This is a genomic window from Sphingomonas folli (assembly GCF_019429525.1).
Classification (GTDB): Bacteria; Pseudomonadota; Alphaproteobacteria; order Sphingomonadales; family Sphingomonadaceae; genus Sphingomonas; species Sphingomonas folii.
Map to the genome: position 1 here is coordinate 233,099 of NZ_JAHXZL010000005.1, position 18,629 is coordinate 251,727.

An 18,629-nucleotide genomic window follows, 5' to 3' on the forward strand; every position below is an offset into this window, starting at 1 on the left:
CGCGTTCATATTCAATCGACGTTCATCGCTTGTTCGGCACAGGACGTAGCGTTCCCGCTTTATTCGACAGGGTGATTCAGAGGACATGAAGAAAGTGCGTTACGCCTACGCCCTCACCGGCGCCCTTCTCCTCGGCGGCACCGCTGCGTCGCTGACGCTGCAGAACCCCGCGACCGCGCAGGTCGCGCAGAACGAGCCGGGCGCGATCAGCGCCGCCGCCCCGCGCGGCGGCGCGCCGATGAGCTTCGCCGACATGGTCGCCAAGCTCCAGCCCGCGGTGGTGAACATCTCCACCACGCAGAAGGTGACCGTCCAGCAGTCGGCCAACCCGTTCGCGGGCACGCCCTTCGGCGACCTGTTCGGCCAGTTCGGTGGCGGCGGCGGCGGCGGTGCGCCGGTGACGCGCGAGGGCACGTCGCTGGGCTCGGGCTTCATCATCTCGGCGGACGGCTATGTCGTCACCAACAACCACGTGATCGCGCCCGCGTCGCGCGGCGCCACCGTCGAGTCGATCACGGTGACCCTGCAGGACCGCAAGGAATATACCGCCAAGCTCGTCGGCCGTGACCCGACCAGCGACATCGCGGTGCTCAAGATCACCTCGCCCACCCCGCTGCCCTTCGTGCGGCTGGGTGACTCGAGCCGCGCGCGCGTCGGCGACTGGGTGGTGGCGATCGGGCAGCCGTTCGGCCTGGGCGGCACGGTGACCGCGGGCATCGTCTCGGCGGTGCATCGCTCGACCGGCGCCGGACCGTTCGACACGTTCATCCAGACCGATGCCGCGATCAACCAGGGCAATTCGGGTGGCCCGATGTTCAACCTCAACGGCGAGGTGATCGGCATCAACAGCCAGATCTACTCGCAGTCGGGCGGCAATATCGGGATCGGCTTCGCCATCCCCGCGACGGAGGCCAAGCCGATCATCGACACGCTGGTGAAGGGGCAGCCGGTCAAGCGCGGCTATCTCGGCGTCAGCATCCAGCCGGTGAACGCCGACATGGCGGCGGCGCTCGGCCTGGCGAAGGATTCGGGCGAGATCGTCGGGCGTGTCGAGCCGGGTGGGCCTGGGGCCAAGGCGGGGCTGCGCGCGGGCGATGTCGTGAGCGCGATCAACGGTCAGCCGGTGACGCCGGACAAGACCCTCTCCTACCTCGTCGCCAACGCCGCGCCGGGCTCGACGATCCGGCTCGACGTGATCCGCGACGGCAAGCGCCAGACGCTCAACGCCACGGTGGGCACCCGTCCCTCCGAGGACCAGATGGCGGCGCTGACCGGCGGTAGCGGTGACGACGACGATAGCTTCGGTGGCGACGACGATGGCCAGCAGACCGCGCCCGCGACGAGCTCGCTCGGCATCACGGTGCAACCGCTGACGCCCCAGATCGCGCGCTCGATCGGGGTCGACTCGACCCTTCAGGGCGTGGTGGTCGCGGCGACCGACCCGTCAAGCGACGCGGCGCAGAAGCTGCGGCGCGGCGACGTGATCTCCTCGGTCAACTCGCAGCCGGTGCGCAGCGCGGCCGAGGTCGCGCGCGTCGTCGCGGCGGCGAAGGCGGCGGGGCGGCCGCAGGTGCTGCTCAACGTCACGCGCGGGCGCACCAGCGGCGTCTTCATCCCGGTGAAGATCAAGTAAGGTCGGGGTAGATCGGCAGGGTGGAAGGGCCGCCGCGCCGAGGGGTGCGGCGGCCCTTCGCGTGTCGGCGGTCGAGGAGGGCGGGACGACGCCAGGCCTTTGTTTCGCGAACGCGCGTCATGCGCGCGCACGGGGTTTGCCGCAGCATTCTCCGCGCGGGCGCCCGCTTTCGGTGCGGTGCCTCGTCGTCGCCCCGCCCCCCTCGCCGTCAATCCCGCGAACGCGGGAATCCAGACGCCCGGACCTCTCGGCTTGATCGCTGACGTCAGCGTTTCTGGATCCCCGCCCGCGCGGGGATGACGAAGTAAGAGGCGCGCCGAACGCTGTACGGCGATGGCGCTTGCCGTGCGGACGAAAAAAGATCGGGTCGGTACCGTCGCCCCCGGCCGAGCAGCGCGGTGCCGCCCGCCGCCCCCGTGACGTCGCCTCCGCCGCGTCCTATGACATAGGTGAGCGAGACCAGCGGCAGGAGCGACGACCTTGGCGGACGGCATCTTCATCGGCGCGAACGCGGGCGGCGCGCACCCGCAATGGCTCCAGCTCGCGCGCGCCAACCGCCACGGGCTGATCGCGGGCGCGACCGGCACCGGCAAGACCGTCACGCTCCAGGGCGTGGTCGAGGGCTTCTCGCGTGCCGGCGTCGCCTGCTTCGTCGCCGACGTGAAGGGCGATCTCTCCGGTCTCGCCCTGCCCGGCGCGGCGACCGCCAAGACCCACGCCGCCTTCGCCGCGCGCGCCGCCGAGATCGGGCTGACCGACTGGTCCTACGCCGCCTGCCCGGTGCAGTTCTGGGACCTGTTCGGCGAGCAGGGCCATCCCGTGCGCACCACGGTGAGCGAGATGGGGCCGCTGCTGCTCGCGCGGCTGATGGGACTCAACGAGGTGCAGGAGGGCGTGCTGACGATCGCCTTCCAGCTCGCCGACGAGGAGCATCTGCTGCTGCTCGACCTCGACGACCTCCAGGCGGTGCTGGCGCACTGCGCCGAGCGCGCGCAGGAGCTGACCTCGCGCTGGGGCAACGTCTCCAAACAGTCCGTCGGCGCGATCCAGCGCTCGCTGCTCCAGCTGCGCAGCCAGGGCGCGACGCATTTCTTCGGCGAGCCCGCGCTCGAGTTGGGCGACCTGCTCGGCCACGACGACCAGGGCCAAGGCCTCGTCAACATACTCGCCGCCGACAAGCTGATGGCGGCGCCGCGGCTCTACTCGACCTTCCTGCTGTGGCTGCTGAGCGAGCTGTTCGAGCAGCTCCCCGAGGTGGGTGACCTCGACAAGCCCAAGCTGTGCTTCTTCTTCGACGAGGCGCACCTGCTGTTCGACGACGCGCCCGACGCGCTGCTCGACAAGATCGAGCAGGTAGTACGGCTGATCCGCTCCAAGGGCGTGGGCGTCTATTTCATCACGCAGAACCCGATCGACGTGCCCGACAAGGTCGCGGGCCAGCTCGGCAACCGCGTGCAGCACAAGCTCAACGCCTTCACGCCGCGCGATCAGAAAGCGGTGCAGGCGGCGGCGCAGACTTTCCGCGCCAATCCCGGGGTCGACGTCGCGGCGGCGATCACCGAGCTGAAGACCGGCGAGGCGCTGGTATCGCTGCTCCAGGCCGACGGTTCGCCCAGCCCGGTCGAGCGCACGCTGGTGCGGCCGCCGTCGAGCCGCGTCGGCCCGGTGACGCCTGAGGAGCGCAAGGTGCTGCTCTCCACCGACGCGATCGGCGACCGCTACGACATGCTGGTGGATCGCGAGTCGGCGGAGGAATTGCTCTCGGCCAAGACGCAGGAGGCCGCGGCCGCGCGCGCGGCGGCGGCCGCGCAGGACGAGGCCGGCAAGGCCGCCGCGCTCCAGGCCAAGGAGGAGGCGCGGCAGGCACGCGAGCGCGCCGCCGCGCAGCGCGAGGCCGAGCGCAGCCAGCGCGCCGCGGAGCGCGAGCGCGCCAACGACCCGTGGAACCGCGCGATGACCTCGGCGTCCCGCTCGGCCTCCTCGGCGCTGGGCCGGACGGTGGCGAACGAGGTGACCAAGGCGGTGCTTGGCGGCGGGCGGCGCGGCGGCGCCTCGGGCGGGCTGCTGGGCTCGGTGGTGCGCGGGGTGCTGGGGGGCTTGCTGCGGCGGTGATGTGGGGGCGGTGAGCGGGACGGCGGCGATGCCGGTACGTCCCATCAGGGCGCTTCCACCCCGACGAACGCCGGGGTCCAGCAGGGAGACCTCGGTGACTGGTCCATCCGGTGCGAACCAGCGGGCGCTCCCGCGGACGCTGGAGCCCTGTGCCACGAGCGTCACGTCTCCGGGCCTGGGCTCCGGCGTTCGCCGGAGCACGGATCGATGGAGGTGGACCAGACCCTAGTGGCTCAGCCGACGGCCTCCTCCCCGGCGTTTGCCGTGGCGGCGCGCGCAGGGGGACGATGGGGCACGATCCACCCCCTCGCCCCCGTCGCGCATCGGCGCTACACGCCCGCGATGCCGACCTACACCGCCGTCACCCACGCCGAGCTCGTCGCCGCCGTCCGGAAGCTGGCCGAGTCGCTCGCCGCTTCCGACTGGGCCCCGGCGCATCTCATCGGCATCGGCCGCGGCGGGCTGATCCCCGCGGTCTACCTCAGCCACGCCACCGGGCTGCCGATGCTGGCGGTCGACTATTCCTCGCAGTCGGAGGCGCTCGCCGCCGACGCGATCGGGCGGCTGGCGGCGCGCACGCGCGCGGGCGAGCCGCTGCTGTTCGTCGACGATATCAACGACTCGGGTCGCACCATCGGCCACCTGCGCGCCATGCTCGCGCGCGCGGGCGCGGCGGCGGGCAGCGTCCGCTTCGCCACGCTGATCGACAATGTCGGCTCGGCGCAGCGGGTCGACTATGCCGCGCGCGTGATCGACCGCGCGGTGACGAAGGACTGGTTCGTCTTCCCCTGGGAGGCGATGGCGCCCGACAGCGCGATCGCCGCCGACGCCGCTGAGAGGCCAGAGCGGATCGCGTGAGGGCGGGTCGTCAAGGCGATGGTGGTCGAGCGCAGGCCTACGCCACGCGGACGGGGATCCTCGCCGGCACGGGGAGGGGGACCAGCCACAGGCTGGTGGAGGGGGCTTTCCGCCAGCGCTGCGCTGCGTGGCGAACCCCCTCCACCACCGGCCTGCGGCCGGCGGTCCCCCTCCCCGCCGAGCGGGGAGGATCTCCGGCGCCCCCTACTTCTTGATCAGCCCGATCTCGACCAGCCGCTCGTGGAGATAGCCGTTGGCGGTGATCGGCGTCGGATAGCGGTTCGGGTTCTCCGCGCTGATCGTCTGCGGCAGCGTCTCGATCAGGAAGTCCGGCGCGGGATGCAGGAAGAAGGGCATCGAGTAGCGCGAGTGGCCGCGGCGCTCGGGCGGCGGGTTGACGACGCGGTGCGTGGTCGAGGGCAGCACGTGGTTGGTCAGCCGCTGCAGCATGTCCCCCACGTTGACCACCATCGCGCCGGCGGGCGGCTTGATCGCGAGCCAGCGCCCGCTGTCGCGCTCGAGCAGCTCCAGCCCCGCCTCCTCGGCACCGAGCAGCAGCGTGATCAGGTTGATGTCCTCGTGCGCGCCGGCGCGCACGCCCTCGGCGTCGGCCGGGATCGGCGGGTAGTGGAGCAGGCGCAGCACCGAGTTGCCGTCTCTCACCGCCGGGTCGAACCAGTCCGGCGCGAGCCCGAGATGGCGCGCGATCGCCGAGAGCAGCCGGTCGCCGGCGCGGTCGAAGGCCTCGAACAGCGCGAGGAACGTGTCCTTGAATCCCGCGGGGCGCGCTGGCCAGACGTTGGCCGGCATATCCGCGGCATAGCGGTGCCCCGCCGGCAGCTCGCGGCCGACGTGCCAGAATTCCTTGAGGTCGACGTGCCGGGCGTCCTTGGCGATCTCGGTCTTGAACGGCGTGTAGCCGCGCGCACCGCCCGCGCCGGGGACGTGATAGCCGCGCTTCTCCTCCTCCGGCAGCGCGAACAGCGCGGCGGTCTCGCCCCAGGCGCGCTCGATCAGATCCTGCGGCACCCCGTGGTCGGCGACGATGGCGAAGCCGAACCGCTCGAAGGAGCCGCCCAGCGCGGCGGCGAAGCCGTCGGGGTCGCGCTCCTGGTCGGCGAGGCTGAGCGTGGGCACCGCGGCGGCGGGGGTATCGAGCATGACGTCGGTCCAATCGGTTGATGGAGGCCAGATAAACCTTCCCGTTCCGGGTTGCTACCCGCGCGCTTCGAGGTGACAGCGCGGCGCCCGCCACCTAAGGCGCGCGGCATGTCGACGCCCGCCGCCCCGCCCCCCGCGTCGCCCGCCGCCGCGCCGCCGATCCCGCTGCCCGAGTTCGTCGCGCTGATCGCGGCGCTGATGGCGCTCACCGCGCTGGGGATCGACTCGATGCTGCCCGCGCTGCCGACGATCGGCGCCGCGCTGGGGGCGCCGGGCGCGAACGAGCGGCAATATGTCATCGGCGCCTTCCTGATCGCGTTCGGCGCGGGGCAGCTGCTCCACGGCCCGCTCGCCGATCGGTTCGGGCGGCGGCGCTCGCTGCTCGCCGCGCTGGCGGTCTACGCCGTGGCGAACGCGTTGTGCGCGCTGGCCGGCAGCTTCGCGCTGCTGCTCGCCGCGCGGGTCGTCGCGGGGCTGGCGATCGCGGCGGCGCGGGTGACGACGGTGGCGATCGTGCGCGACTGTTTCGAGGGGCGCGCGATGGCGCGGGTGATGTCGATGACCTTCATCGTCTTCATGATCGTCCCCGTGCTGGCGCCGGGCTTCGGCACGATCGTGCTGCTGTTCGGCGGCTGGCGCGACATCTTCTGGGCGGTGGGCGGCGCGACCCTGCTGGTGCTCGGCTGGTTCGCGCTCCGCATGCCCGAGACGCTCCACGCCGAGGACCGCCACCCCTTCTCGGTCGCGCGGCTCGCGGCGGGGTGGAAGCTGACGCTCAGCGACCGCTGGTCGCTCGGCTACACGCTCGCCGCGACCGCGCTGATGGGCGCGCTGTACGGCTATATCAACTCGATCCAGCAGGTGATGGCGGACGTGTTCGGGCGGCCGCGGCTGCTGCTGCTGATCTTCGCGACGACGGCGGGGACGATGGCGGTCGCCAATCTCGCCAACGCGCGGCTGGTCATGCGGGTCGGCACGCGCCGGCTCGGCCACGCCGCGGTGGTGACGCTGATCCTCGTCGCCGCGCTCCACCTTTTGCTGGCGCTGACCGGGCACGAGAGTTTGCTCGCCTTCGCCGTGTTGCAGGCGGTGGCGATGGGCTGCTTCGGCCTCTCCAGCTCGAACTTCTCGGCGATGGCGATGGAGAAGATGGGGCATATCGCGGGCACCGCCTCGAGCGTGCAGGGCTTCACCAGCGTCACCGTCGGCGCCGCGATCGGCGCGCTGATCGGCCAGCACTTCGACGGCACGACGGTGCCGCTCAACGCCGGCTTCCTCTGCGCCGGCGTCATCGCGCTGGCGATCGTACTGGTGACCGAGCGCGGCCGATTGTTCGCCGCGCGCTGACGGAACCGCGCGCCCTCGCCTGCCGTTCGTTGCGACAGCGTAGATGAGGAGATCGGCATGGGCGGGCAGCATATCCACGGCCAGGGGCCAGGTGACGACGGCTATGACGAGGACGGCTACGACGAGAGCCAGCGCGCCGAGATCCTCGAGGCGACCCGCGACGGCCCGAGCGACGGCACGATCATCACCGATCTCGACCCGGACACCGGCGAGGACGACGAGTCCGAGGACGAGGACGAGCTGGAGATGGTCGACGACGAGGTCGCCGAGCAGGACGGCGAGGCCGAACCCGACGCGGTCGACGTCGAGGAGGACGAGGTGCAGGAGGAGTTCGACGACGGCAGCGTCGACGACGACGAGCTCGACGACCGCGACGACATCGCGCTGAAGCCATGATCGCGGTGCGCGGGGCGCGCGCGGGTGCGCGCTACGCCGGCCTGATCGCGGCACCGCTGCTGGGGACTGCCTGCGGCTCGCCGCAGCACGGCACCGCCGATGCCACGATCGTCCGCGCCGCGGCGCAGGCGCAGGCGAGCGTCGCGGCCTATGAGCGTGCCACCGTGCGACGGGGTGGACAATCATCACCGCGATCGTCGTGCGCGGTGGCCGCGCGCGCGGTCAGCTTCCGCCCCGTCTTCCGCCCCGTCGCGTTGACGGAGGTCCCGGTGACGTCGCGATGGACGGAGAGGCGCGCACTCGTCGCCGTCTCCACCGCCGAGCCGTGCGCGGGGTGACGCAGGCCCGCACGGCTTGACCGTATCGGCCGCGGGGTCCAGCGTCCGACGCGATGCTGTCGCTGCTCCTCGCGCTCCAGGCCGTGCCCGGCGCCGCCCCGCCCGCCACCGCCCCGCCCGAGCGCATCTCGATCCTCGTGCCCGTCGCCGACCAGCGCTGCGCGCGCGGGCACGACGACGCCGAGGTGACCGTCTGCGCGGGGGCGCTGCCCGATCAGTCGCTGCCGCTCCCGGCCGAGGCGACGCCGCCGGGGCCGACACCGATCAATCGCGATCTCACCGGTCTGGGTGCCCTTCACGCCGAGGCGTCGCCGTGCGCGACGATGCAGGGGGGGTGTACCACCGGGGTCAACCTCCTCGGCATCGGCACCGCGCTGGTGCGCGGCGTGCAGAAGCTGGTCGCGCCGGGGAGCTGCTGCGAGGAGCCGGGCGAGGCGACCGATCCCGGCCGGCTGGTGCGCGACGTCGCCGGCGCGTTCCGTGGCGGCGGCGGGTCGCCGAGGCGCGAGCGTGTAGCGATCGACCTCGACGAGCCGGACCTGACGGGTCGCGTTCGACCGTGATCGCCGCTGGCTCGACCCTCGGCGCATGCTGCCCTGCCGAGAGGAGGATCGCCGATGCTCGTGCAGGCGCGCGATCTCGCCGAGCTCAGTCGAGCAGGTGCATCCACATCGGCTCGCCGTGCAGGCTCTGCGAGCCGCGCAGCCGCTCCAGCGCGGCGGCGACGCAGCGCTCGGGCCCCTCGTGCGTGACGATCGCCACCAGCACGCTGCCGTCGGCGAGCGCACCGCGCTGGATCAGGCTCTCGATCGACACCCCCGCGTCGCGCATCGCCGCGGCGATCTCGGCGAGCACGCCGACGCGGTCCGCCACGGCGAAGCGGAGATAGGCCCGGCCGCGGCGCTCGCCGCTGGGCGCGGCGGCGGCCTCGGTCAGCGCGGCGGCGGGCATGGCGAAGGGCGGCCCGAACTCGCCCCGCGCGATGTCGATCAGGTCGGCCACCACCGCGCTGGCGGTCGGCCCCTCGCCCGCGCCGGCACCCTGGAACAGCAGCCGACCGACGAAATTGCCCTCGGCCACCACCGCGTTGGTGGCGCCGGTGACGTGCGCGAGCGGGTGGTCGAAGCGCACCAGATGCGCGTGGACGCGCTGGAACAGCCCCGCGTTATCGGCCTCGGCGACGCCGACGAGGCGGACGCGATAGCCCAGCGCCGCGGCCTCGGCGATATCCGCGGCGAGCAGGTGGCGGATGCCGCTCGCGGCGACCTGCGCGAAGGCGGGTGCGGTGCCGAAGGCGAGGCTGGCGAGGATCGAGAGCTTGTGCGCGGCGTCGACGCCGTCGATGTCGAACGACGGGTCGGCCTCGGCATAGCCGAGCGCCTGCGCCTCGGCGAGCACGTCGGCGAAGTCGCGTCCCTCGGCCTCCATCTTGGAGAGGATGAAATTGCAGGTGCCGTTGAGGATGCCGTAGACGCGCGCGATCGCGTTGGCGGCGGCGCCCTCGCGCAGCCCCTTGATCACCGGGATGCCGCCGGCGACCGCCGCCTCGAACTTGAGCGCCGCGCCGCTCGCCTCGGCGGCCTGGGCCAGCTCGAGCCCGTGATGCGCGAGCATCGCCTTGTTGGCGGTGACGACATGGCGGCCCGTCGACAGCGCGCGGCGCGCGAGCGTGAGCGCCGGGCCGTCGGCGCCGCCGATCAGCTCGACCACCACGTCGGCCTCGGCCTCGGCCAGCGCGGCGGTGTCGTCGACCCAGGCGAAGCGCGACAGATCGACGCCGCGGTCCTTGCTACGGTCGCGCGCGGAGACCGCGACGACCTCGATCGGCCGCCCGGCGCGGCGCGCGATGAGCTCGCGGTTGGCGTCGAGCACGCGGATCACCCCGCCGCCGACCGTCCCCAGCCCCGCCAATGCCACCCGCAGCGCCTGCGCCATCCCCGTGCCTCCTGTTCGCCGGAGCGTGCTAGGCGGTCGGATGGCGGCTGTCGAGCAGGGCGGCCCCCGGCGGACGATTGCAGTTAACGCAACTCGGATTGGAAATATTGCACTTGCGTCATCCCGTGGTGCGATGCACAAAAGCCGTGCCTTTCAGGCATCCTCTCCTAAAAACTTTCCGGCCGGGCTCTGCCCGGCCTTTTTTTTGGCCGTCGCCGCGGCTAGGGTCCGAGTCGCCGCAGTTCTTCGACAACAATAAGCGCGCGGGCAGGATGGATAGGATGCAGCCGGTCGGACCGGCGTGCGAGCGGAGGGGGCGGCGTGGGGCCGCCCCCTCCCGGGCGAGCGTGTCGGCCACGGCACGGGCCGGCCATCATCCGCCGCCTCGATCGACTCGATCGACCTGGTGCGGCTCTGTCATCGAGGCGCGGGCTGTGCCACGGTCGCGCGATGACTGATCCCCGCGCCGACGCCGGCCGAACGCCCACCACCGAACTCACGCTCCGCGGCATCCTGCTCGGCGGTGTCATCACGCTGCTGTTCACCGCCGCCAACGTCTACCTGGGGCTCAAGATCGGGCTCACCTTCGCCACCTCGATCCCCGCCGCGGTGATCTCGATGGCGGTGCTGCGCGCCTTCCGCGGCGCCTCGATCCTCGAGAACAACATCGTGCAGACGGTCGCGTCGGCGGCGGGGACGCTGGCGGCGATCATCTTCGTGCTGCCCGGCCTGGTGATGATCGGCTATTGGCAGGGCTTCCCCTTCCTCACCACCGCGGCGATCACCGCCACCGGCGGGATCCTGGGCGTGATGTTCTCGGTGCCGCTACGCCGCGCGCTCGTGGTCGACACGCCGCTGCCCTATCCCGAGGGGCGCGCCGCGGCCGAGGTGCTCAAGGTGGGCGAGGAGAGCCGCACCGGCGGCAGCGAGAGCGCGCGCGGGCTCGCCGCGATCCTGGGAAGCACGCTCGCCTCCGCCGGCTTCGCCATCCTCACCCAGACGCGGCTGGTCGCGGCCGAGGCGGCGACCTTCTTCCGCGTCGGCGCGGGCGCGACCGGGGTGACCGGCGGGCTGTCCTTCGCGCTGCTCGGCGCGGGACATCTGATCGGCCTCTCCGCGGGCATGGCGATCCTGCTCGGCGTCGCGGTCGGCTGGTGGCTGGTGCTGCCGATCCTCACCGCGATGGCACCGCAGGCGGGCGACGTCGCCGCCTGGGCCAACGGCGTGTTCCGCACCGACGTGCGCTTCTTCGGCGCGGGCGTGATTGGCGTCGCCGCGATCTGGACCTTGATCCGCATCGCCGCCCCCGTCGCCGCGGGGCTGCGCGCCTCGCTCGGCGCCACGCGCGGGGCGGACATGGCGGTGGAGGAGCAGGACCTGCCCTTCTGGGTCGTCGCCGCGGGGACGCTGGCGACGCTGGTGCCGATCGCGCTGCTGCTCCACGCGGTGATCGCGGGCGGGCCGCTGGCGGGCAGCGAGTGGCTGCTGATCGTGGGCAGCCTGCTCTTCGTGCTGGTCGTCGGCCTCGTGATCGCGGCGGTGTGCGGCTATATGGCGGGGCTGATCGGCGCCTCCAACTCGCCCGTGTCGGGGATCGGCATCCTCTCGGTGCTCGCCGCGGCGGCGCTGCTGGCGGGCTGGTTCGGGCGCGGCGGCGACCAGGGCCAGACCGAGGCGCTGGTCGCCTATGCGCTGATCGTCACCGGCATCGTCTTCGGCATCGCCACCATCTCCAACGACAACCTGCAGGACCTCAAGACCGGGCAGCTGGTCGGCGCGACGCCGTGGAAGCAGCAGGTGGCGCTGGTGATCGGCGTGTGTTTCGGCGCGCTGGTGGTGCCGCCGGTGATGCAGCTGCTGTACACCTCGTTCGGCTTCGCGGGCATGCCGGGCGCCGGGCCGAACGCGCTGGCGGCGCCGCAGGCGGCGCTGATCTCGGCACTGGCGCAGGGCGTGCTGGGCGGCGACCTCAACTGGACGATGATCGGCTGGGGCGCGGCGGCGGGCGGCGTGTTCGTACTGCTCGACGAGGCACTGGGGCGCGCCGGCCGGATGCGGCTGCCCCCGCTCGGCGTCGGGCTCGGCATCTACCTGCCGATGTCGGCGACGCTGACCGTCGTGGTCGGCGCGCTGATCGGCCACTTCTACGATCGCTGGGCGGAGCGCACCGCCGACGCGGAGGCGTCGAAGCGGCTCGGCGTGCTCACCGCCACGGGGATGATCGTCGGCGAGAGCCTGTGGAACGTCGTCTTCGCGGGCATCGTCTACGAGAGCGGCACCGACTCGCCGCTGGCGCTGGTGAGCGGGCACGAGCAGGTCACGCTGATCGCGGGGACCTTGCTGTTCGCGGCGGTGGCGTGGGGGCTGTACCGGCGGACGCGGCGGCTGGCGGCGCGGTGAGGGCCTTCATCCTCCCCTGCGAGGGGAGGATAAGGGCGGTCACATCTTGTCGAGCAGCTCGCTGATCGAGACGAAGGCGAAGCCGACCGAGCTGTCGGCGATGCCATAGGGCATGAACAGCTTGTCGCCGTGCTTCATCGCGCCGCACGTATAGACCACGTTGGGGACGTAGCCCTCGCGGTCCTGGTCCGCCGCGGCCAGGATCGGCGAGCGGGTGCGGCCGATCACGCGCGCGGGATTGTCCTTGTCGAGCAGCGCCGCGCCGATCGAATATTTGCGCATCGCGCCCACGCCGTGGGTGAGCAGCAGCCAGCCCTCGTCGATCTCGATCGGCGGCCCGCAATTGCCGATTTGGACGAACTCCCAGGGGAAGACCGGCTTGAGGATCAGCTCGCCCTCGTCCCAATGGGTCAGGTCGTCGGTCTTGAGCAGGTACAGGTTCTCGCCGTCCTGCCGACCGATCGAGAGATATCGGCCGCCGACCTTGCGCGGGAACAGCGCGATGCCCTTGTTGCGCGCGGCGCTGCCGGTCATCGGCACCAGATCGAAGGCGCGGAAGTCGCGCGTGCGCAGCAGCTCGGACTGGATCGTCGCGCCATTGTACGCGGTGTAGGTGCCGAGCCACTCGACGCTGCCGTCGTCGTGCTCGAAATGGACGAGGCGCAGGTCCTCCAGCCCCTTGGACTGCGCGTCGGTGATCGGGAAGATCACCGTGCCCGACAGCGTGCTGTCGCGGTGGCGATGCACCGTCACCGGCCCGGTCGGCGGCGCTTCCTCGTCGGTGCCGATCGCGTCGGTCGCGGTGGCGAAGGGCGGCTCGGGCGCGAGCTTGAGCTCATTATCCGACGTGATGATGCCCTCGCGGAAGGCGACCGAGGAGATGTGCCCCTCGCCCACCGCGCGCAGGCTCATCAGGATCCGCTGCGCGCCGTCCTCCATCCCGCTCTGGTCGGGGTGCGGCACCGCGCTGGGGTTCATCAGCGCCGCGGCCGCGTAGCTGTACTCGTGGCAGAAATAGGCGCCGATCAGCTGGCGCTTCTCGTCGCTGATGCGGCTGCCGTCGAGCCCGTGCGCGGTCGCGATCTCGTCGTAGCGAGTCATGAACACGCGGCGGGTCTGCCAGTGGCGCGCCTCGAAGTCCTTGAGCACGAGGTCGAGCTGGTCGCGCGCCTCCTGCGGGGGCATGTCGAGCACCTCGGCGATCAGCCGCTCCGAGCGGCTGACGCCATTGGCATTGGCGATCCAGCCGATGTGGAAGGGCCGCACCACGACGCGCGACGGATCGGCATGCAGACGCAGCCGGTGGTTGAACAGCTCCAAGGACCAGCCTCGCCTTAGTGAACGTCGGTACGCGCGCGCCGCCGCTCAGGCGACGTCGCGCTGCGTCCCTGCCACTTTTCCGGCGCGGATTGAAAGCCCCGAAATCGCGCACGAGGCCATTTGCAGCGCCAGGATCGACTCGGCGCCCTGATTGCGGTTGAGCCCGGTCGGCATCAGCCCGTCGAAACACCCGCCGTCGCGGTGCGTCGCCAGCGGCAGGTCGAGGTCGTTGACCCCGAGGTACCAGTCGTAGGCGCGCTTGGCCTCGTCGTACCAGCGGGTATCGCCGGTGGCGTCGAACGCCGCGGCGCAGGCGTCGATCGTCGCCTGTGCCTCGAGCGGCTGCTGGTCGAACGGCAGCGGCTCGGCGTAGACCCGGCCGAAGCTCTCCGAGCCGACCGCGCGGAAATGACCCTCCGGCGCGGTCTGCTTGGCGATGATCCACTCCAGCGTGTCGACGCCGCACGCGATCAGGTCCTGGCGCTGCAGGGCGATGCCGGCGCGCAACATCGCCTCGGGTAGGCGCGCGTTGTCATAGGCGAGCACGATCTCGAACCAGCCCCATTCGGGGCGGCGCGCCTCGTCGAGCAGCTTGAGATGCTCGTCGGGGAAGCGGCGCAGGATCTGCGTCGACAGGTCGTGCCGCGGCGACGCCTGCAGCATCGCCGCCGCGCCCAGCATCGCGAAGGCCTGGGCGCGCGGGCTCTCCAGCTCCAGCGCGAGCGTCGCGGTCGAGTCGAACATCGCGCGCGCCCAGTCGCGGTGCTTGGCCTCGTGCGCGTCGCGCGCGGTCACGCCGAGCGCCCAGAGCGTGCGGCCGTTCGAGTCCTCGGAACCGACGTCCTCGCACCACGTGCGGTCGAAGTTCATGAAGTTGCGGAAGCGCCGCGCCTCCGGGTTCCACGCATATTGCAGGAACGAGGCGTAGACCGTCATCCATTTGTCGCGGGTCGCCGCGTCGAGTTCGGGGACGGCGCTCATCAGCATCAGCGCGCGCGCGTTGTCGTCGATGCAATAGCCGTGGCGGCGGTCGGGCACCGAGTAGATCGAGTGCTGCAACATGCCCGTCGAGTCGCTCATCCGCTCGACCGCGGCGATCTCGGGAGGCAACACCTTTGTATCCGTCTCCGCATTGCCGCGGAGACGCCGTGGCTGGGTCGCGATACTCGTCACGATCTCTTCCATTGCTTGCTCCACTACACGAGGCCAGATCATCGTTCGGCCACGCGCATAGGCACGCGAGGACAGACGTCCGAGATTGCGGGCGCTGCCCAGAAGGTTGTTGATCTCGCGCGCGAAGGCGGCGGAATCGCGGAAGTCGACCAGCACCCCGTGACCGTCCGCCAGTATCTCCGTGGCGTGGACGTACGGGGTCGAGATCACCGCCTTGCCGACGCCGACGGCGTAGCTGAGCGTGCCGCTCGTGATCTGGGCCGGGTTGAGATAGGGGGTGGCGTAGATGTCCGCCGCCTGGAGATAGTCGATCAGGTCGTCATGATCGACGAAAGCGTCGATGAAGGCGACGTTGTCGCCGACGCCGAGCTCCGCCGCGCGCGCCTTGAGCGAGTCGCGATACTTCTCGCCCTCGTGCGCCACGAGGTTCGGATGGGTCGCGCCGAGCACGATGTACATCGCGTCGGGGTTCTTCTCGACCACCGCGGGCATCGCCTCGACGATGGTCTCGATCCCCTTGCCGGGCGCGAGCAGGCCGAAGGTGAGGATCACGCGCTTGCCGTCCCAGCCGAAACGCGCCTTGAACGCGTCGGGCTCGGCGAAGGGCCGGTCAGGTACCCCGTGCGGGATCGTCGCGATCGACTTGGGGCTCGCGCCGTAGACACGCTCGAGGATCTCGCGGCCGCGCTCGGCCATGACGATCACCTTCGAGGCGCGGCGCAGCAGGCCTTCCAGCACCGTGCGCTCGGACGCGCTCGGCTTCTCGAGCACGGTGTGAAGCGTCACGATCAGCGGGATCGACAACCGGTCGAGCAGCGAGAAGATGTGCGCCCCCGCCTCGCCGCCGAAGATGCCATATTCGTGCTGGAGCCACAGCACCTGCGCGCCGCTCGCCTCGATCCGCCGCGCGGTGGCGACATAGGCGGAGAGGTCGTGCTGCGGGATCGCCGCGGTCACCGCCTCGGGATAATCGTAGCGGCCCGGGTGATCGTCCATCGCGTAGACGTCGACCTGAACGTCGGGGAATCGCGCCCGCAGCGCCTGGTAGGTGTCCGTCGTGAACGTCGCGATCCCGCACTGTCGCGGCAGGAAGTTCCCGATCAGCGCGATATGGTTGACGTCCTGCGGAACGGCCGACTGGTGCATCCTTCTACCTTCGCTGGTGCAGCACGCGGGCCACGTGGGCGCGCGCTCCCACTCTGAACCAGCCATGGCGTGATTGGTTGCAGTTTTGCTGCGCCGCGACAGGCCGGTTGTCGCTGATCGAGATCAGCCGCGACCGCGGTAGGGTGCGACGCCCTGGTCGGGCAGCCACAGATCGGCCGGCGGCGCGGCCGACTGCCAGAAGACGTCGATCGGCATGCCGCCGCGCGGATACCAATAGCCGCCGATGCGCAGCCAGCGCGGGCGCATCTCCTCGTACAGTCGCTGGCCGATCCCCACCGTGCAATCCTCGTGGAAAGCCGCGTGATTGCGGAACGAGGCCAGGAACAGCTTGAGCGACTTGGACTCGACGATCGTCTCGCCGGGCACATAATCGAGCACGAGGTGCGCGAAGTCGGGCTGGCCGGTCACCGGACAGAGCGAGGTGAACTCGGGCTGGGTGAAGCGCACCAGATAAGTCTGGCCGAGGCGCGGATTGGGGACATAGTCGAGCACCGCCTCCAGCGGCGAGGCGGGGAGCGGGCTGTTCTGGCCAAGATGCATCGGGGTCATGCGCGCGCACATAAGCGCGCGCGCCGCGTAATGCGACCTGTTGCCGGCCTCGCAGGCGCGGCTATGAGAGAGGTCATGGAACCGCTCGTCCCCGCCTCCTGGCTCGCCGACCAGCTCGGCGCGCCCGACCTGCGCGTGCTCGACGCCAGCTACGACGCGCTGCTGCCCGGCGAGCCGCCGCGCGACCACGCCGCGGAATACCGCGCCGGCCACGTGCCGGGCGCGCTGTTCATGGACCTGGCGGGCTTCTCCGATACGTCGAGCGACCTTCCCTCGACCATGCCGGGCGCGGCTCAGTTCGCCGCGCGCGCGGCGCGGCTGGGGATCGAGCCCGCGAGCCGGATCGTGCTCTACGACGACGCGCCCCACCATACCGCGGCGCGCGCCTGGGTGATGCTGCGCGCGTTCGGATATGAGCGGGTCGCGCTGCTCGACGGCGGCCTGGCGGCGTGGAAGCGGGCCGGGCTCCCGCTCGAGCAGGGCGACGGCGCCGTGCCAGCGCGCGCGGTCGACGCCGGCACCGGCACCGGCACCGCGGGGCTGCGCGATCTCGCCGCGATGCGCTCGATCCAGCGCGACGGCAGCGAGCAGATCGTGGACGCGCGCTCCGCGGCGCGCTTCACCGGCGAGGAGCCCGACCCGCGCGCGGGCGTCGCCCCCGGTCACATGCCGGGCGCGCGCAACCTCCCCTACAAGCGGCTGTTCGACGAGGACGGGCGGTGGAAGCGCGGCGAGGCGCTCGCCGCCGCCTTCCGCGACGCCGGGATCGATCTCGACCGACCGATGGTGATGACCTGCGGCTCGGGGATCACCGCCAGCGTGCTCGCCTTCGGCGCGCACCTGCTCGGCCGCGACGCCGCGGTGTATGACGGCAGCTGGACCGAGTGGGGCGCGGACCCGAGCACGCCCAAGGCGACGGGGGCGGCATGAGCGACCGACCAGTGAAGCCCGCCACGCGCGTCGTCCAGGCCGGGCGGCGCGACGAGTGGACCGGCGGGGTCGTCAACACGCCGGTGTGGCGCGCCTCGACGATCCTCTACGACGACGTCGCGCACCTGCGCGCGACCGGCGCGCGCGACACGCACCACCGCCTCTTCTACGGCCGCCGCGGCACGCCGACGCAGTGGAGCCTGGCCGACGCGCTCACCGAGCTCGAGCCCGGCGCCGAGGCCACCTTCCTCTATCCCTCGGGCGTCGCCGCGATCGCGGCCTGCCTGCTGACCCTGCTCTCACCCGGCGACGAGCTGCTGCTGGTCGACAGCGCCTATGACCCGACCCGCTCGCTCGCCGACAGATTGCTCGCGCGGATGGGGATCACGACGCGCTACTACGATCCGCTGATCGGCGCGGGCATCGCCGCGCTGATCGGCGAGCGCACGCGCGCGATCTTCATGGAGAGCCCGGGCAGCCTCACGTTCGAGGTGCAGGACGTGCCCGCGATCGTCGCCGCCGCCCAGGCGCGCGGGGTGGCGACGGTGATCGACAATACCTGGGCGACGCCCCTGCTCTTCCCGGTGATCGGGCTGGGCGTCGATTACGCGGTGCTCGCCTGCACCAAATATATCGGCGGCCACTCGGACGTGATGATGGGCTCGGTGACCGCGGCGCCGGGCCGGTTCGCGGCGCTGCGCGACACCAGCTTCCAGCTCGGCCAGGTGATCAGCGCGGACGACGCCTTCCTCGGCAGCCGCGGGCTGCGCACGATGGCGGTGCGGCTGGCGCAGCACGAGCGCGGCGCGCTGACGGTGGCGCGCTGGCTCGAGGCGCGGCCCGAGGTGGCGCGCGTGCTCCACCCCGCGCTGCCGTCCTGCCCGGGACACGATCTATGGAAGCGCGACTTCGCGGGGGCGTCGGGGCTGTTCTCGTTCGTGCTGGCGGGCGGCGGCGACGCGGCGCGGACCGCGCTGATCGACTCGCTCGACCATTTCGGCATCGGCTATAGCTGGGGCGGGTTCGAGAGCCTGGCGGTGCCGATCGACCCGCAGCGCCATCGCAGCGCGACCGAGTGCGCGTTCGAGGGGCCGCTGGTGCGGCTGCAGATCGGCCTCGAAGACCCGGACGACCTGATCGCCGACCTGGAGCGCGGGCTGGCGGCGTGGCGCGGGGCGGTGGCGGGGTAGCGACGATCCGTTCTCCCGGGATGCGGGAGGCTGGCAAGATCCTCCGCTGCAACGGGAGGTGGCGCGCGCAGCGCGACGGAGGGGTATCACCGTCGGCGTCGGAGGGTGGACTCACCACCC

Annotated in this window: 15 protein-coding genes; 10 read left to right on the forward strand and 5 right to left on the reverse strand. The window is 71.7% G+C overall.

All coding sequences use genetic code 11. From position 1 onward, the window contains the following. Positions 1–85 precede the first annotated feature (85 nt). The 3 genes from KZ813_RS09765 to KZ813_RS09775 all read left to right on the forward strand — a co-directional run bounded on the left by KZ813_RS09765 (position 86) and on the right by KZ813_RS09775 (position 4,603). Entirely contained in the window at positions 86–1,633 is a 1,548-nt protein-coding gene (locus KZ813_RS09765) for a Do family serine endopeptidase (protein ID WP_258046617.1), read from the forward strand. Positions 1,634–2,113: 480 nt separating this feature from the next. After that, positions 2,114–3,745: a helicase HerA-like domain-containing protein gene (locus KZ813_RS09770; RefSeq protein WP_219754788.1), complete on the forward strand. Its 1,632-nt coding sequence runs from the start codon at positions 2,114–2,116 to the stop codon at positions 3,743–3,745. Positions 3,746–4,087: 342 nt separating this feature from the next. Next, the gene (locus KZ813_RS09775; RefSeq protein ID WP_219754789.1) at positions 4,088–4,603 is read left to right on the forward strand and encodes a phosphoribosyltransferase; all 516 of its coding nucleotides are present in this window, start codon (positions 4,088–4,090) and stop codon (positions 4,601–4,603) included. A 204-nt stretch (positions 4,604–4,807) separates the two neighbouring features. Here the strand turns inward: KZ813_RS09775 and KZ813_RS09780 are convergent, their stop codons facing one another. After that, positions 4,808–5,764, reverse strand: a complete 957-nt coding sequence (locus tag KZ813_RS09780; RefSeq protein ID WP_219754790.1) for an isopenicillin N synthase family dioxygenase — start codon at positions 5,762–5,764, stop codon at positions 4,808–4,810. Positions 5,765–5,872: 108 nt separating this feature from the next. On the opposite strand from KZ813_RS09780, the gene KZ813_RS09785 reads away from it, so the two are divergent. From KZ813_RS09785 to KZ813_RS09800, 4 genes are read left to right on the forward strand one after another with little or no spacing between them, the layout of a single operon-like run. After that, positions 5,873–7,111 (forward strand): multidrug effflux MFS transporter, encoded by a 1,239-nt coding sequence (locus tag KZ813_RS09785; protein WP_219754791.1) that lies wholly within the window; start codon positions 5,873–5,875, stop codon positions 7,109–7,111. Between the two features lie 57 nt (positions 7,112–7,168). After that, on the forward strand, positions 7,169–7,507 hold the full coding sequence (locus KZ813_RS09790; RefSeq protein ID WP_219754792.1) for a DNA primase: 339 nt from the start codon (positions 7,169–7,171) through the stop codon (positions 7,505–7,507). Further along, a complete protein-coding gene (locus tag KZ813_RS09795) occupies positions 7,504–7,845 on the forward strand; it encodes a hypothetical protein (RefSeq protein WP_219754793.1) in 342 nt (113 codons plus the stop codon). Before KZ813_RS09790 ends, KZ813_RS09795 begins: the two co-directional genes overlap by 4 nt. Positions 7,846–7,898: 53 nt before the next feature. After that, positions 7,899–8,408 (forward strand): hypothetical protein, encoded by a 510-nt coding sequence (locus KZ813_RS09800; RefSeq protein ID WP_219754794.1) that lies wholly within the window; start codon positions 7,899–7,901, stop codon positions 8,406–8,408. Between the two features lie 85 nt (positions 8,409–8,493). Here the strand turns inward: KZ813_RS09800 and KZ813_RS09805 are convergent, their stop codons facing one another. Next, positions 8,494–9,780 (reverse strand): homoserine dehydrogenase, encoded by a 1,287-nt coding sequence (locus KZ813_RS09805; RefSeq protein WP_219754795.1) that lies wholly within the window; start codon positions 9,778–9,780, stop codon positions 8,494–8,496. 450 nt (positions 9,781–10,230) lie between these two features. On the opposite strand from KZ813_RS09805, the gene KZ813_RS09810 reads away from it, so the two are divergent. Beyond that, entirely contained in the window at positions 10,231–12,180 is a 1,950-nt protein-coding gene (locus KZ813_RS09810; RefSeq protein WP_219754796.1) for an OPT family oligopeptide transporter, read from the forward strand. Between the two features lie 39 nt (positions 12,181–12,219). Here the strand turns inward: KZ813_RS09810 and KZ813_RS09815 are convergent, their stop codons facing one another. From KZ813_RS09815 to queF, 3 genes are all read right to left on the reverse strand, one after another. Beyond that, positions 12,220–13,500: a glycoside hydrolase family 130 protein gene (locus KZ813_RS09815; RefSeq protein ID WP_219754797.1), complete on the reverse strand. Its 1,281-nt coding sequence runs from the start codon at positions 13,498–13,500 to the stop codon at positions 12,220–12,222. Between the two features lie 45 nt (positions 13,501–13,545). After that, on the reverse strand, positions 13,546–15,819 hold the full coding sequence (locus KZ813_RS09820) for a glycosyltransferase family 4 protein (RefSeq protein ID WP_219754798.1): 2,274 nt from the start codon (positions 15,817–15,819) through the stop codon (positions 13,546–13,548). A gap of 123 nt (positions 15,820–15,942) precedes the next feature. Then, the gene (gene queF, locus KZ813_RS09825; protein WP_219754799.1) at positions 15,943–16,389 is read right to left on the reverse strand and encodes a preQ(1) synthase; all 447 of its coding nucleotides are present in this window, start codon (positions 16,387–16,389) and stop codon (positions 15,943–15,945) included. Positions 16,390–16,464: 75 nt separating this feature from the next. Here queF and KZ813_RS09830 point away from each other — a divergent pair, with 75 nt between their 5' ends. Beyond that, the gene (locus KZ813_RS09830) at positions 16,465–17,319 is read left to right on the forward strand and encodes a sulfurtransferase (RefSeq protein ID WP_219754800.1); all 855 of its coding nucleotides are present in this window, start codon (positions 16,465–16,467) and stop codon (positions 17,317–17,319) included. After that, the gene (gene metC / locus KZ813_RS09835; RefSeq protein WP_219754801.1) at positions 17,316–18,509 is read left to right on the forward strand and encodes a cystathionine beta-lyase; all 1,194 of its coding nucleotides are present in this window, start codon (positions 17,316–17,318) and stop codon (positions 18,507–18,509) included. Before KZ813_RS09830 ends, metC begins: the two co-directional genes overlap by 4 nt. Positions 18,510–18,629 lie beyond the last annotated feature (120 nt).

Excerpts from the sequence above, each read along its gene's own strand:
- KZ813_RS09765 (WP_258046617.1), top strand. The coding sequence starts at position 86 with ATGAAGAAAGTGCGTTACGCCTACGCCCTCACCGGCGCCCTTCTCCTC.
- KZ813_RS09775 (WP_219754789.1), top strand. The coding sequence starts at position 4,088 with ATGCCGACCTACACCGCCGTCACCCACGCCGAGCTCGTCGCCGCCGTC.
- KZ813_RS09780 (WP_219754790.1), bottom strand. The coding sequence starts at position 5,764 with ATGCTCGATACCCCCGCCGCCGCGGTGCCCACGCTCAGCCTCGCCGAC.
- KZ813_RS09785 (WP_219754791.1), top strand. The coding sequence starts at position 5,873 with ATGTCGACGCCCGCCGCCCCGCCCCCCGCGTCGCCCGCCGCCGCGCCG.
- KZ813_RS09790 (WP_219754792.1), top strand. The coding sequence starts at position 7,169 with ATGGGCGGGCAGCATATCCACGGCCAGGGGCCAGGTGACGACGGCTAT.
- KZ813_RS09795 (WP_219754793.1), top strand. The coding sequence starts at position 7,504 with ATGATCGCGGTGCGCGGGGCGCGCGCGGGTGCGCGCTACGCCGGCCTG.
- KZ813_RS09800 (WP_219754794.1), top strand. The coding sequence starts at position 7,899 with ATGCTGTCGCTGCTCCTCGCGCTCCAGGCCGTGCCCGGCGCCGCCCCG.
- KZ813_RS09805 (WP_219754795.1), bottom strand. The coding sequence starts at position 9,780 with ATGGCGCAGGCGCTGCGGGTGGCATTGGCGGGGCTGGGGACGGTCGGC.
- KZ813_RS09810 (WP_219754796.1), top strand. The coding sequence starts at position 10,231 with ATGACTGATCCCCGCGCCGACGCCGGCCGAACGCCCACCACCGAACTC.
- KZ813_RS09820 (WP_219754798.1), bottom strand. The coding sequence starts at position 15,819 with ATGCACCAGTCGGCCGTTCCGCAGGACGTCAACCATATCGCGCTGATC.
- queF (WP_219754799.1), bottom strand. The coding sequence starts at position 16,389 with ATGACCCCGATGCATCTTGGCCAGAACAGCCCGCTCCCCGCCTCGCCG.
- KZ813_RS09830 (WP_219754800.1), top strand. The coding sequence starts at position 16,465 with ATGGAACCGCTCGTCCCCGCCTCCTGGCTCGCCGACCAGCTCGGCGCG.
- metC (WP_219754801.1), top strand. The coding sequence starts at position 17,316 with ATGAGCGACCGACCAGTGAAGCCCGCCACGCGCGTCGTCCAGGCCGGG.